Origin of the sequence: Streptomyces phaeolivaceus (assembly GCF_009184865.1) — a bacterium.
GTDB classification, from domain to species: domain Bacteria; phylum Actinomycetota; class Actinomycetes; order Streptomycetales; family Streptomycetaceae; genus Streptomyces; species Streptomyces phaeolivaceus.
The window spans coordinates 5,397,516-5,410,879 of sequence record NZ_CP045096.1 but is presented as its reverse complement, the minus strand read 5'-3'; the positions used below and the strand labels follow the sequence as shown (position 1 = coordinate 5,410,879).

Here is a 13,364-nt window from a genome sequence, read left to right as displayed (position 1 = left end):
CTGCACGAGGTCCAACCGGCGCCGCCACCCGTCGGCCTACAACGCGAGCCGCCTGGTGAGCCGAGGCCCCATCGCCGCGATCAGGAACGAGACCCCCGTGGTCGCCGCGACGCTCCCCAGCATCACCATCGTGACGCCGATGACGAACAGGCCGCTGGCGTCGTCCGACCAGTCGTAGAAGGAGGCGGCGGTCAGGCCGATCGTGGTGCCGGCGACCGCGCCGAGGATGTGCCGCCGGGAAGCGGCCCAGTACAGCGGCAGCAGCAGCGTCAGCACCAGACCGACGACCTGCCACGCTTCGTACGGGCCGGTCGACGAACCGTCAGGACGCAGATCACGCCGCTGGTCCCAGCCCAGCCAGACGGCCCAGAGGGTGAGCGAGGCCACGGCCGTCACCAGGGCCGGGAGCAGCCGGGAGACGGTTTTCGGAAGTCGTCGGTTCATGAACCCAGCTTCCCGGCCCGCCGCTTCCCCACCCAGAGCGCAGGTACTCAGCCGCACCCGAGTACCTGAGCGGTCGGCCCCGTGAATCCGCCCCGTGAGTCGGCCCCTAAGCGGGTGAAGCCCGGTCCCGGAATCCCGGTGCGGGGCATGGATGAAGCCCCCGGCCCTACCCGACCGAGTCGGCGGACACGACGCGCTGGAGTTGAGCGATGAACGCGAGGAAACCGATGCAGCAGAACCCTGATCGGACCGACCCCACCGGCACCCCCACCCACCACGTCCCGGTCCTCATCGTCGGCGGGTCCCTCGTCGGCCTGTCGACCTCGGTGTTCCTGGGCCGGCTGGGCGTGCCGCACACCCTGGTCGAGCGGCACACCGGCACCTCCATCCATCCACGCGGCCGGGGCAACAACGTCCGCACGATGGAGCTGTTCCGTACGGCGGGAGTCGAGCCCGGTATCCGCGAGGCCGCCGCCACCCTCGCCGACAACCACGGCATCCTGCAGACGCCCACCCTGGTCGGCGACGCGGGCGAGTGGCTCTTCAAGCAGATCGACGCGGGCGGCGGCCTCGCCCGGTTCAGCCCCAGCTCCTGGTGCCTGTGCAGCCAGAACGACCTGGAGCCGGTGCTGCTGGAGCACGCCGAGCGGCTCGGCGGCGATCTGCGCTACGGCACCGAACTGCTGTCGTTCGAGAGCGACCCCACCGGTGTCACGGCGATCGTCAAGAGCCGGGAGACGGGCGAGCACACCACGATCCGCGCCGACCACCTCGTCGCCGCCGACGGCCCCCGCTCCCCGATCCGCGAACAGCTCGGCATCGGCCAGAGCGGCCCCGGCGACCTGTTCCACAACGTCAGCGTCACCTTCCGCTCCCGCGCCCTCGCCGGTGTCGTGGGCGACCGCCGGTTCATCGTCTGCTATCTGACGAACCCGGACGCCGACGGGGCGCTGCTGCCCGTGGACAACGAGGAGAACTGGGTCTTCCACGCCCCCTGGCACCCCGAACAGGGCGAAACCCTGGAGGAGTTCACCGAGGAGCGGTGCGTCGCGCACATCCGCCGCGCGGTCGGCGTGGACGACCTCGACGTCGAGATCACCGGCAAGGCCCCGTGGCACGCGGCCCAGCGGGTCGCCCGCGGCTACCGGTCGGGGCGGGTCTTCCTGGCCGGCGACTCGGCCCACGAGATGTCCCCGACCGGCGCGTTCGGCTCCAACACCGGTATCCAGGACGCCCACAACCTCGCCTGGAAGCTGGCGGCCGTGCTCGGCGGCTGGGCGGGTGAGGGCCTGCTCGACTCGTACGACGCCGAGCGCCGCCCGGTGGCGGAGGCGACCAGCGCCCGTGCCGCCGCCCGCTCGGTCGAGCACAGCCACCCCGGGTTCGCCCCGGCCCCCGGTGTCGGCGGGGGCGGCGGCCCGCAGCGCGGCATCCTCGACGTGGCCCTCGGCTACCGCTACCCGCGCGGCGCCGTCCTCGGCACCGACCCGGCCACCCCGGTCGTCCCCGAACGCCTCGACCTCTCCGGCGAACCCGGCAGCAGGGCACCCCACCTGGCGGTACGTCACCGAGGGGAGTCCGTGTCCACGCTGGACCTCTACGAGCGCTCGCTCGTGCTGCTCAGCGACGCGGCCGGAGACCCGGACGCGTCCGGCGGCTGGCACGCCGCCGCCCGCCGTCTCGCGGAGGCGATGTCCGTGCCGCTGGTCTCGTACCGCTTCGGCGCGGGCCCCGACGCCGAGCTGACGCCCGAGGGCGACGCCGACTGGGCGGCCGTCCACGGGACGACGGCCGGCGGTGCCGTGCTCGTGCGGCCCGACGGGTTCGTGGCCTGGCGCTCGCCCGGCCCGGTCCCGGACGCCGAGGCGGCCCTGCGCGAGGTCCTGACCACGCTGCTGGCGAGGGGCTGACCCCGTCCCGTCGAGGACGCGCCCGCCGCGCACGTCGTGAACTCGCCTGCCGGGGCGGGCGGGTTCACCCGAGTGATCGTCTTGAGTGGTGACGGGGAGTCGGCTGGCTGACGGTGGATCACGTCGGGGGCGGGACACCCCAGCTGACGAGACGTCGGCAGCCCGCCCGTCGACGGAAGGATCGTCAGATGCGCTCTGCCCGCACGCTCATGGCCACCGCGGCGGCCTCGGCCGTCCTCGTACTCGGCGCACCCGGCGCGTACGCGTCCGGCGGCTGGGACGAGGCCGACTCCTCCTACAGCAAGGAGCAGGACAAGGGGCCGGACAACGGCACCGACGGCCCCGCCCGGCAGGACGACAGCGCCGGCGCCGTGAAGCAGGACCCGGCCGCCGGCACCGCGAAGCAGGAGGAGAACTCCTGGAGCGGCAAGCAGGACACCGGCTCCGGGACCGCCAAGCAGGAGGAGACCTCCGGGACCGCCAAGCAGGACGCGGGCTCCTGGAGCGAGAAGCAGGACAAGGGGTCCTGGGGCGGCGGGCACGAGAAGCCCAGCGGTGGCGTGCACACCGGGGGCGGCGGGCTCGCCGCGCCGGCCGTGACCGCGGGCGGCCTGGCCGTCCTCGCCGTCGCCGGCACCGGGCTGTACGCGGCGCGCCGCAAGAAGGCCGCCGGAAGCGTGGCCTGACCCGTGCCGGGCGCGATAGCCGCCGTGACCGGCCGGGCCGCGTGCCGGCCCGGCCGGTCACCCCACGCGGCCCGGCCGGTCACCCGCGCGGTGCACCGGTCACCCGCGCAGTGCATACGAGTCGCGCGCCGGAGGGGGCGGGCTCAGGATCGAGGCACGCCGACGTGATGTCGCGCCGCCCCGGCCGACGTCCCGTCCGTCTCTGCCCCCCACCGAGGAGATGTGCGCAGGATGACCACCACGTCCGAACGGCTTTCCCAGACACTGAAGCGACAGGTCTCGCAGCGTGTCTCCCAGTCCGTCTTCGACGGCTCCCGGCTCCGGGTCGTCCTCCTCGTGGACGTCTACGACGGGGCCCAGCAGCAGTTCCTGGAGGCGTACGAGCAGCTGTGCAACCAGGTCGCGTCCGTCCCCGGGCATGTCAGCGACCAGCTGTGCCAGTCGATCGAGAACCCCTCCCAATGGCTGATCACCAGCGAGTGGGAGAGCGCCCCGCCGTTCCTCACCTGGGTGAACAGCGAGGAGCACGTGCAGATGGTGCGCCCGCTGCACGACTGCGTCCGGGACACCCGTTCGCTGCGCTTCCACATCGTCCGCGAGACCGGCGGCCCGGCCGTCCGGGCGGACGCGGGCGAGCGCCGGCTGCAGACCTCGCCCCGGATCGGCGACGGTCTGATCCGGCACGCGCTCACCTTCACCGTGAAGCCGGGCAGCGAGGAGAAGGTCGCGAGGATCCTCGCCGACTACGCCTCGCCGGAGGCGAGGGTCGACGACACCACCCGGCTGTGCCGCACCTCCCTGTTCATGCACGGCAACCGGGTGGTCCGGGCCGTCGAGGTGCGGGGCGACCTGCTCGCCGCGCTGCGGCACGTGGCCCGGCAGCCCGAGGTACGGGCCGTCGAGGAGGCCCTCAACCCCTATCTGGAGCAGGACCGGGACCTCGACGACCCCGACTCGGCCCGGGTCTTCTTCACCCGTGCGGCGCTGCCCGCCGTACACCATGTGACGGCCGGCCAGGAGAGCCCGGACGCCGTACGGCACGCGCTGTACTACCCGGCCCGTGAGGGCTGCGGGCTGCGGCTGGCCGAGCTGCTGGCCCGGCAGGACGAGGCGGCGGCGGACGACCCGCAGGGCCCGGTGCTGCGCAGCACGATCTTCCAGCGCGACGACATCGTGGTGCGGCTGGTCGACGTACGCGGCGGCATCGACAACGACCCCGGCCCCGTCCTCGGTCTCACCGACCGGGCCCGCGCGGCCGAGCTGACCGATCTCCTCGACGGCGGCGCCCTCGGCGCGAACGGCTCGCCGAAGGACGGCGCCCCCGCCCGGCTGCTCACGGTCGCCCGCATGGAACTCGTCACCGACCGCCGGGCGCCCGACGCCTGACCTTGGCCCAGCGCCCCTCCCCGTACATGTCCGAAGCAGCTCACGTTCGGAGGAACGTCGTGATCAAACGCCATCCCGGAGTCGTGGATGTCAGCGAGGTCGAGCCCAACACCCGGCGCGGCGGCGATCTGCGCGCCATGCTCACCCCCACCACCGTCGGCTCCACCAGCGGTTTCATGGGCGTGGCCATCGTGGCGCCCGGCGACCGCATCGCCGAGCACTACCACCCGTACTCCGAGGAGTTCATCTACGTCATCTGCGGGCAGCTGGAGGTGGACCTCGACGGCGAGGCCCATGAACTCCGGCCCGAGCAGGGGCTGTTGATCCCCGCCCATATGCGGCACCGGTTCCGCAACGTCGGCAACGTGGAGGCCCGGATGGTCTTCCACCTCGGCCCGCTGGCCCCGAGCCCACCGCTCGGCCATGTCGACACCGAGGACGCGAACGGCGTACCGATCCCGGTGGAGGCGGCACCCGCCGGACGGACGGCCGAGCGACCTCAGGTCCGCTCATGACCAGGCGCGTGGCGGTCACCGGCATAGGCATCGTCGCCCCGGGCGGCATCGGTGTCCCGGCGTTCTGGGACCTCCTGGCCGACGGTCGTACGGCGACACGTGGCATCACCTTCTTCGACCCGTCCGGGCTGCGTTCGCGGATCGCCGCCGAGTGCGACTTCGACCCGGCGGCCCACGGACTGGACGCGGAACAGGTCGCGCGCTGCGACCGGTACATCCAGTTCGCCCTGGTGGCCGGCGAGGAGGCGATCGCGGACTCCGGTCTCGACCTCGCCGCGGAGAACCCCTGGCGGGTCGGCGTCTCCCTGGGCACCGCGGTCGGCGGCACCACCCGGCTGGAGAACGACTACGTCCTGGTCAGCCATGGCGGGCAGCGCTGGGACGTGGACCACCGGGAGGCCGGGCGGCATCTGCACCGGGCGTTCGCGCCCAGCACCCTCGCCTCCACGGTCGCGGAACGCTTCGAGGCGCGCGGGCCGGTGCAGACCGTCTCCACCGGCTGCACCTCGGGCCTGGACGCCGTCGGGTACGCCTTCCACACGATCGAGGAGGGCCGGGCCGACATCTGCATAGCCGGAGCGTCGGACTCGCCGATCTCCCCGATCACCATGGCCTGCTTCGACGCCATCAAGGCCACCTCCCCCGACAACGACGACCCGGCGCACGCCTCCCGGCCCTTCGACGCCGACCGCAACGGGTTCGTCATGGGCGAGGGCGGCGCCGTACTCGTCCTGGAGGAGCTGGAGCACGCACGGGCCCGCGGCGCGCATGTGTACTGCGAGGTCAGCGGGTACGCCACCTTCGGCAACGCCTACCACATGACCGGGCTGACCACCGAGGGCCTGGAGATGGCGCGGGCCATCGAGGACGCCCTCGACCACGCCCGGCTCGACCGGACGGCCGTCGACTACGTCAACGCGCACGGCTCGGGCACCAAGCAGAACGACCGGCACGAGACGGCCGCCGTGAAGCGGACGCTCGGCGCGCACGCCTACGACACGCCCATGAGTTCCATCAAGTCGATGGTGGGTCACTCGCTGGGCGCGATCGGCGCCATCGAGGTCGTCGCCTGCGCGCTGGCCCTGGCCCACCAGGTCGTCCCGCCCACCGCGAACTACGAGACCCCGGACCCCGAGTGCGACCTGGACTACGTGCCGCGCGTCGCCCGGGAGCGGCGGCTGAACACCGTGCTCTCGGTGGGCAGCGGGTTCGGCGGGTTCCAGTCCGCGGTGGTCCTGAACCTGCCGAGGGAGAGGACACGATGACCGCTACGACGAGGAGGGGGCGCGGCGAACGGCGTCCCCGGCGCGCGGCCGTCACCGGCATCGGCGTGGTCGCGCCCAACGGGACCAGCACCGAGACGTTCTGGAAGTCCACCCGGGAGGGCATCAGCGTCCTGGACCGGGTCACCCGCGAGGGCTGCGAGCAGCTGCCGCTCAAGGTGGCCGGCGAGGTCCGGAACTTCGACCCGCCGTCGGCGGTCGAGGAGCGCTATCTCGTCCAGACGGACCGGTTCACGCACTTCGCGATGGCCGCCGCCGACCAGGCGCTCGACGACGCCCGGCTCGACCGGCCCGAGACCGACGCGGCCCCGTTCTCGGTGGGCGTGGTCACCGCGGCCGGCTCCGGCGGCGGCGAGTTCGGCCAGCGGGAACTGCAGCGGCTGTGGTCCAAGGGCAGCCGCTTCGTGGGCCCGTACCAGTCGATCGCCTGGTTCTACGCGGCGAGCACCGGCCAGATCTCCATCCGCCGGGGCTTCAAGGGCCCCTGCGGGGTGATCGCCTCCGACGAGGCCGGCGGTCTGGACGCGCTGGCGCACGCGGCGCGGGCCGTGCGGCGCGGTACGGACGTGATGGTGGCCGGCGCGACCGAGGCACCGCTCGCGCCCTACTCGGTGGTCTGCCAGCTCGGCTACGAGGAGTTGAGCACGGTCGACGACCCGGACCGCGCGTACCGCCCGTTCACCACCGCGGCCTGCGGTTTCGTGCCCGCCGAGGGCGGCGCGATGCTGGTCGTGGAGGCCGAGGAGACGGCCGCGCGCCGGGGCGCCCCCGTCCGGGCCGTCCTCGCGGGCCACGCGGCGACCTTCACCGGCGCCTCCCGCTGGGAGGAGTCCCGCGCCGGGCTGGCCGAGGCGATCCGGGTCGCCCTGGCCGAGGCGGGCTGCGCCCCGGAGGAGATCGACGTGGTCTTCGCCGACGCCCTCGGCACCCCGGCGGCGGACCGCGCCGAGGCCCTGGCGATCGTGGACGCCCTCGGCGCGCACGGCACCCGGGTCCCGGTCACGGCGCCGAAGACCGCCGTCGGCCGGGGCAACGGCGCGGCGGCCGTCCTGGACGTCGCCGCGGCCGTGCTCGCGATGGAGCACGGCGTCATCCCGCCCACCCCGAACGTCTACGACGTCTGCCACGACCTCGACCTCGTCACCACCGCCGCCCGCGCCGCCGAGCCGCGCACGGCGCTGGTCCTCAGCCGAGGGCTCATGGGGTCGAACTCGGCGCTGGTGCTGCGGCTCGGCACCGGCGACGACACCACCTGACCACCCCCGCACCACCCCGCACCACCCCTCACCCTCCGCACCGAACCGCACACCAAGGAGAGAAAGCGCATGAGCGACCGCATCACCGTGGAAGAGCTGTCCGAACTGATGAAGAAGGCCGCCGGGGTCACCGTCACCCCGGCGGAACTACAGGAGCGGTTCGAGTCCGGCTTCGACGTCATCGGCATCGACTCGCTCGGGCTGCTCGGCATCGTGGGCGAGCTGGAGAACCGGTACGGCACCCCGATGCCGCCGGACGCGGAGAAGAGCCGCAGCCCCCGGGAGTTCCTCGACCAGGTCAACAGCGCGCTTCTGGCGGGTGCCTGAGATGGCCGGGCACACGCAGAACGAGATCACCATCGCCGCGCCGGTCGACCTGGTCTGGGACATGACCAACGACGTCGCCAACTGGCCCCGGCTGTTCAGCGAGTACGCCTCCGCCGAGATCCTCTCCCAGGAGGGCGACCGGGTGACGTTCCGGCTGACCATGCACCCGGACGAGAACGGCAAGGTGTGGAGCTGGGTCTCGGAGCGCGAGGCGGACCGGGAGACGCTCAGCGTGGAGGCCCGCCGCGTCGAGACCGGGCCCTTCGCCTACATGAACATCCTCTGGGAGTACGAGAAGGTCCCGGGCGGCACTCGGATGATGTGGACCCAGGACTTCTCGATGAAGCCGGACGCGCCGGTCGACGACGACTGGATGACCGACAACATCAACCGGAACTCCAAGGTCCAGATGGCCCTGATCCGGGACCGCATCGAGAAGGCCGCCGCCGAACAGGGCGCCGCGCCGGGCCTGACCGACTGAGACGGCCCAGATGACGGTCGAACCGACCCCGCATTCGGACGGAGAACGACACCCATGCACCAATCCCTGATCGTCGCCCGGATGGCCCCGGGCGCCGCACCGGACATCGCCAAGATCTTCGAGGAGTCCGACCGGGGCGAGCTGCCCCACCTCATCGGGGTCTCCCGGCGCTCCCTCTTCCAGTTCGACGACGTGTACATGCACCTCGTCGAGTCCGAGCGGGACCCCACACCCGCCATCACCAAGCTCGCCGGGCACCCCGAGTTCCGGGGCATCAGCGAGCGGCTGTCGGCGTACGTCAGCGCGTACGACCCGGCGACCTGGCGTTCGCCGAAGGACGCGATGGCGAACTGCTTCTACCGGTGGGAGCGGGACGGCAGCCGCTCCTGACCGCACCCCGACAGGCCGCAGGACCCGCCGCGTGGCGGGTCCTGCGGCCTGTGCGATCACCGTCGTGTCAACCGGGCACGTGGCAGTCGAACGCGTGGAGGTACGCGTTGACCGGCCGTACGTCGTCGATGACCAGGCCCGCCGCGGTCAGCCGGGCGGTCATGCTCTCCGTGGTGTGCTTGGCACCGCCGACGTTGAGGAGCAGCAGCAGGTCCATGGCCGTGCTGAACCGCATCGACGGCGAGTCGTCGACGAGGTTCTCGATGACCACGACCCGGGTGCCGGGGCCGCCCGCCCCGATGACGTTGCGCAGCAGCCGGGCGGTGCTGTCGTCGTCCCACTCCAGGATGTTCTTGATGACGTAGGTGTCGGCCCGGACCGGGACGGCCTCGCGGCAGTCGCCGGGGACGACGGTCGTCCGGTCCGCGAGCGCGCCGCCCGGCCGCAGCCGCGGGTCCGCGTTCGCCACCACGCGCGGCAGGTCGAGCAGGGTGCCGTGCAGCGCCGGGTGCTTCTCCAGCAGGCTCGCCACCACATGGCCCTGACCACCGCCGATGTCGGCGACGGACGCGCTCCCCGACAGGTCGAGGAACTCGGCGACGTCCCGCGCGGACTGCGTGCTGGAGGTCGTCATCGCCCGGTTGAAGACGTCGGCCGACTCCGGGGCGTCCTCGTTGAGGTAGACGAAGAACTCCTTGCCGTACAGATCCTCGACGACGTTGCGGCCGGAGCGCACCGCCTCGTCCAGCAGCGGCCAGGCGTCCCAGGTCCACGGTTCGGTGCACCACAGGGCGATGGCGCGCAGGCTGTGCGGGTCGTCCTCGCGCAGCAGCCGGGACATGTCGGTGTGCGCGAACGTCCCGTCCGGCCGTTCGGTGAACACACCGTGGCAGGACAGGGCCCGCAACAGCCGCCGCAGCGGCTTCGGTTCGGCCTTCACCGCCGCCGCGAGCTCCTCCGCGGCCAGCGGGGTGTCGCCGAGGGCGTCGGCGACCCCCAGCCGGGCGGCGGCGCGGAGGGCGGCGGCCACGGCCGCCCCGAACACGAGTTCCCTGAACCGCATGGGGGGCGGCGGGGAGGCCGGGGCTTCCCCGTCCGTCCGTACGGGTGGGGTCTGTGTGGTCGTCATGCGACGCCTTGCCTTTCCCTCTTCGAGTTCATGAGCGACTTCCGCCGGTGGGCTCGGCCGGTCAGCACAGTCCCGCGGGCCTGGACGCCCGGCAGGTGTTGCCCGTGAAGGTGTTGCCCTTGCCGACGGTGTCCGTGTTGATCAGGTCCGCCGGGGCGTTGTCCTCCAGCACGTTGCCGGTGATCCGGTTCCGCTCGCTGGTGGTGCCCACGAAGCTCTTCCAGACGACGATGCCGCCCGACAGCGGGGAGGCGCCGGCGTTCCCGGTGATCCGGTTCCGGGTCACCAGGGTGTCCTCGGCGCCGGTCAGCACGATGCCGGTGCCCTGGAGCGCGTCCAGCCGCGCGGTCTTCGGGCAGGACTTGTTGTTGCGGTCGATGAGGTTGTCGCGCACGGTCAGCGCGCCGGCCCTCGGCATGTTCTCGTCGCCGACGACGAAGATCCCGGCGCAGTTGCCGGTGAGGTGGTTGTCCGCGACGGTGAGGTTGCGCAGCCGCCGGACGGTCAGACCGATCCGGTTGCCCTCCAGCCGGTTGTGCGCGACCACCGCGCCGCCGGTGTCCGTGGCGCCCTGCTCGGCCTTGATGGTGTTGGCGAGGAACAGGCCGGCGTCGCCGTTGTCGCGAGCGGTGTTCTTGCGGAACACCCCGCGCACCGAACGCTCCTGGGCGATGCCCCACACCCCGTTCTTCACGGCGGTCACATGGCGCACGGTCAGCCGGTCGGTGTCCAGGGCGTACACCCCGGACCCGGTGAAGCCGGTCACGGTCAGGTTGGCGACGGTGACGTCCTCGACCTTGCGGTCCTTCGTCCCGATCACACAGACACCGTTGCCGGCGCCGCCGCAGTCGTCGGCGGCCTTCGTCACGGCCGGATCGACGACCGCCGCTCCGGCCGCCGCCGCTCCGGCCGCCGCTCCGGCCGCCGCGGGTTCGGCGGCCACCGCTTCGGCAGCCGCCGGTTCGACGACGGTACGGGGGCCCATGCCCCGCAGGGTGATGCCGGGGGTGCTGATCCTGACGCTCTCGCGGTACGTGCCGGAGGCCACCAGCACGGTGGACCCCGGCTGAGCGGCGTCCACCGCCTGCTGGATCGACTCCCCAGGAAAGACCACATGGGTCGGATGGGTCGGATGGGTCGGATGGGCCGAACGGGTCTGCTGGGCCGGACGGTCGGCGACGGCCTGCGGGGCGGCCCCGAGCCCCACCCCGACGACCGCCGCGATACACGCCACATGGGCAATATGCCATTTCGTCATATTCCGCACGTTATGACCAGATGCTCTACGAACGGGCGGATAGACCATCCGGTGGCGTGTCCCCCGCCCGACCCCGTGCCGGCCCGCTAGCGCGGGGGCGCCGGACGGTCGTAGACGTTCTCCGGGGTGACGATCTCCGTGATGGCGCGGGCGAACAGCGTGGACGGCTCCTGGCCCTCGTGGGTGATGTCGGTGTTGAGCATCAGCACCAGCGTGGCCTCGCGCGACGGCAGATACACCGTGACGCTCTGGTAGCCCGGGATGGAGCCGTTGTGCCCGATCCAGCCGCCGGAGTCGAAGATGCCGAGGCCGTAGCTGGTACCGGGGAAGCCGGTCGGCAGCATCGTCAGCCGCTCCTCCTGCGTCTCCGGGCCGAGCAGGGTGCCGGTGGCGACGATCCTGGCCCAGCGGCGCAGATCGCGCAGGTCCGAGATCATCGCCCCGGCCGCCCAGGCCCAGCTGGGGTTCCAGTCCGTGGAGTCCTCGACCTCGCCGCTCAGCGTCTGGTCGGTGTAGCCGCGCGCGTGCGGCCCGGGGAACTCACGGCCCTTGGGGAACAGAGTGTGGCGCAGCCGGGCGGGCCGGAGCACCCGCTCGTGGACGAAGTCGGCGAGCGGCTTCCCGGAGATCTTCTCGACGACCAGACCGAGCAGGACGAGATTGGTGTTGGAGTACTGGAACTCCGTGCCCGGGTCGAAGGTGTTCGCGTGCCGGAAGCCGTACGCGAGCAGCTGGCGCGGCGTGAACGAGCGGGTCGGGTCGCTCAGCAGGGTCCGCGCGAAGTCCTGGTCGGCGCTGTACGGGAACAGTCCGCTGCGCATCTCGGCGAGATGACGCAACGTGATCAGGCGGCCGTTCGGTACGCCGCGTACGTAACGGGAGATCGGGTCGTCCAGCCGGATCCGGCCGTCGTCGACGAGTTCGAGCAGCGCGGTGACCGTGAAGGTCTTGGTCTCGCTGCCGATCCGCATGTACTGGCCGGTGGTCATCGGCCTGCGGGTGACGGTGTCGGCGAGCCCGGTCGCCCGGACGTAGCAGCCCCGGCCCGGCATCCACAGTCCGACGACGACACCGGGGACACCGGTCTCCCGGCGGACGCCCGCGACGGCCGCGTCCAGCCGCTCGGTCACCTCCGCCCCGAAGCCGCCCGAGGAGCACTTGCCCTCGCCGTGCGGGCCCTTGTCGTACGGGCCCTTGTCGTGCCGGGCGGTGGCCGTGGTGGGAGTCGCGTGGGTGGCGGCGGCGGGTGCCGGCGTCATCGGGGCCAGGACCGACGCCACCAGCAGCGCGGCGGCGAGGAGTCGGCGGGAGGGGGGTCGTCGCATACGGGGGCGCCTCTTCCGGATCGGGGGCAGAGGGGCCCACGTCACCATCCGGGCGCCGGGCCGGGTCACTCGTCCGGGACGCGTCGGGGCACGGTCCACCCGTTCGGAGCCGGGCGGGCCGGGCACACCGTCACAATTTCATCAGCCATCCACTGCGGTTCGCTCCTCGCGGAAATCCCTGCGGATCGCTATTCTCCCGAATGCCCAAAATCAGGGATCGGCCCCCCTCACGCCGGTCGGAAAAGCGGATCCCGAATGGACAGGATTCAGAATGCGAACCGATTATGATTCGGTAGACCAATACCCTGACGGGTTTCAGCCGTTCGAGACGCAGCCGATCTGGCTCCCTGGTCCGAGAGCCTCGTCGGGCGTGTGGGATCCGAACGACGAGCTGATCCACATGCCCCACATGCCCTACACGGCACACAGCGTGGACCCCGTCCCGCCACTGCCGGAGGTGCGCGAGACCCCGCGCCGCCCGGTCAACCGGCGGCGGCCACGCCCCGGGGCCCACATCTTTTCCGGAAACCCGAGAATCGTCCCCGTCGTCTTCTTAATTACGACAATCGCCGTGTGCGCGCTGACGATGCTCTATTGGTCGGTCTCCTATTCATACGGTCAACTGCGCGGTATCGCGCTGCTGGTCGTCTCGGAGCATTTGGCGCGCTGGTGGCCGCTGACCGTGTACGGGCCGTGGCTGCTGGCGGGGCTGTCGATTCTGCGGGCGTCCGTGCAGCAGCGCACCGCCCGGCGGTCCTGGGCGGTGATGCTGATCTGCTCCGGCACGGCGGTGGCCCTGTGCATCGGCCAGTCACCGGGTTCGCTGCTGGCCATGGTGATCGTCGGGATTCCGCCGATCACCGCGCTGGTCTGCTTCCGTGAACTCGTCGGCCAGTTCTCCTCCGGACCCGGCCCCCGGCACGCGGCCGACTCCCTCAACGGCCCCAAGCAGCCGGGCAGGCCCTAGGGCCGGT

The 13,364-nt window shown here is 72.1% G+C and carries 14 protein-coding genes; 10 read left to right on the top strand and 4 right to left on the bottom strand.

All coding sequences use genetic code 11. The annotated features are described in order from the left end of the window. Positions 1–36: 36 nt before the first annotated feature. Positions 37–444 (bottom strand): hypothetical protein, encoded by a 408-nt coding sequence (locus F9278_RS25520; RefSeq protein ID WP_152170397.1) that lies wholly within the window; start codon positions 442–444, stop codon positions 37–39. Between the two features lie 227 nt (positions 445–671). Here F9278_RS25520 and F9278_RS25515 point away from each other — a divergent pair, with 227 nt between their 5' ends. The 9 genes from F9278_RS25515 (at position 672) to F9278_RS25475 (ending at position 8,678) form a co-directional block, all read left to right on the top strand. Continuing rightward, complete coding sequence (locus tag F9278_RS25515; protein WP_226966935.1) at positions 672–2,354, top strand: FAD-dependent oxidoreductase; 1,683 nt, start codon at positions 672–674, stop codon at positions 2,352–2,354. A 188-nt stretch (positions 2,355–2,542) separates the two neighbouring features. Continuing rightward, a complete protein-coding gene (locus F9278_RS25510; protein ID WP_152170395.1) occupies positions 2,543–3,040 on the top strand; it encodes a hypothetical protein in 498 nt (165 codons plus the stop codon). Positions 3,041–3,271: 231 nt separating this feature from the next. Then, on the top strand, positions 3,272–4,426 hold the full coding sequence (locus tag F9278_RS25505) for a SchA/CurD-like domain-containing protein (RefSeq protein ID WP_152170394.1): 1,155 nt from the start codon (positions 3,272–3,274) through the stop codon (positions 4,424–4,426). 59 nt (positions 4,427–4,485) lie between these two features. Beyond that, positions 4,486–4,941: a cupin domain-containing protein gene (locus F9278_RS25500; RefSeq protein WP_152170393.1), complete on the top strand. Its 456-nt coding sequence runs from the start codon at positions 4,486–4,488 to the stop codon at positions 4,939–4,941. Then, the gene (locus F9278_RS25495) at positions 4,938–6,206 is read left to right on the top strand and encodes a beta-ketoacyl-[acyl-carrier-protein] synthase family protein (protein WP_152170392.1); all 1,269 of its coding nucleotides are present in this window, start codon (positions 4,938–4,940) and stop codon (positions 6,204–6,206) included. The genes F9278_RS25500 and F9278_RS25495 overlap by 4 nt, the downstream gene beginning before the upstream one ends. Next, complete coding sequence (locus F9278_RS25490; RefSeq protein WP_152170391.1) at positions 6,203–7,480, top strand: beta-ketoacyl synthase N-terminal-like domain-containing protein; 1,278 nt, start codon at positions 6,203–6,205, stop codon at positions 7,478–7,480. The genes F9278_RS25495 and F9278_RS25490 overlap by 4 nt, the downstream gene beginning before the upstream one ends. A gap of 69 nt (positions 7,481–7,549) precedes the next feature. Then, a complete protein-coding gene (locus tag F9278_RS25485; RefSeq protein WP_152170390.1) occupies positions 7,550–7,807 on the top strand; it encodes an acyl carrier protein in 258 nt (85 codons plus the stop codon). 1 nt (position 7,808) lies between these two features. Next, on the top strand, positions 7,809–8,288 hold the full coding sequence (locus tag F9278_RS25480; RefSeq protein WP_152170389.1) for an SRPBCC family protein: 480 nt from the start codon (positions 7,809–7,811) through the stop codon (positions 8,286–8,288). A gap of 54 nt (positions 8,289–8,342) precedes the next feature. Next, positions 8,343–8,678: a TcmI family type II polyketide cyclase gene (locus tag F9278_RS25475; protein ID WP_152170388.1), complete on the top strand. Its 336-nt coding sequence runs from the start codon at positions 8,343–8,345 to the stop codon at positions 8,676–8,678. 67 nt (positions 8,679–8,745) lie between these two features. Here F9278_RS25475 and F9278_RS25470 read toward each other — a convergent pair whose 3' ends face one another. The 3 genes from F9278_RS25470 to F9278_RS25460 form a co-directional block, all read right to left on the bottom strand. Further along, positions 8,746–9,807 carry a methyltransferase gene (locus F9278_RS25470; protein WP_152170387.1) on the bottom strand — a complete coding sequence of 354 codons (1,062 nt, stop codon included), beginning with the start codon at positions 9,805–9,807 and terminating at the stop codon, positions 8,746–8,748. A 61-nt stretch (positions 9,808–9,868) separates the two neighbouring features. Beyond that, the gene (locus F9278_RS25465) at positions 9,869–11,065 is read right to left on the bottom strand and encodes a right-handed parallel beta-helix repeat-containing protein (protein WP_193241622.1); all 1,197 of its coding nucleotides are present in this window, start codon (positions 11,063–11,065) and stop codon (positions 9,869–9,871) included. 86 nt (positions 11,066–11,151) lie between these two features. Further along, on the bottom strand, positions 11,152–12,390 hold the full coding sequence (locus F9278_RS25460) for a serine hydrolase domain-containing protein (RefSeq protein ID WP_152170386.1): 1,239 nt from the start codon (positions 12,388–12,390) through the stop codon (positions 11,152–11,154). Between the two features lie 370 nt (positions 12,391–12,760). Between F9278_RS25460 and F9278_RS25455 the strand changes: the two genes are divergently transcribed. Then, positions 12,761–13,357 (top strand): DUF2637 domain-containing protein, encoded by a 597-nt coding sequence (locus F9278_RS25455; protein WP_226966934.1) that lies wholly within the window; start codon positions 12,761–12,763, stop codon positions 13,355–13,357. Positions 13,358–13,364 lie beyond the last annotated feature (7 nt).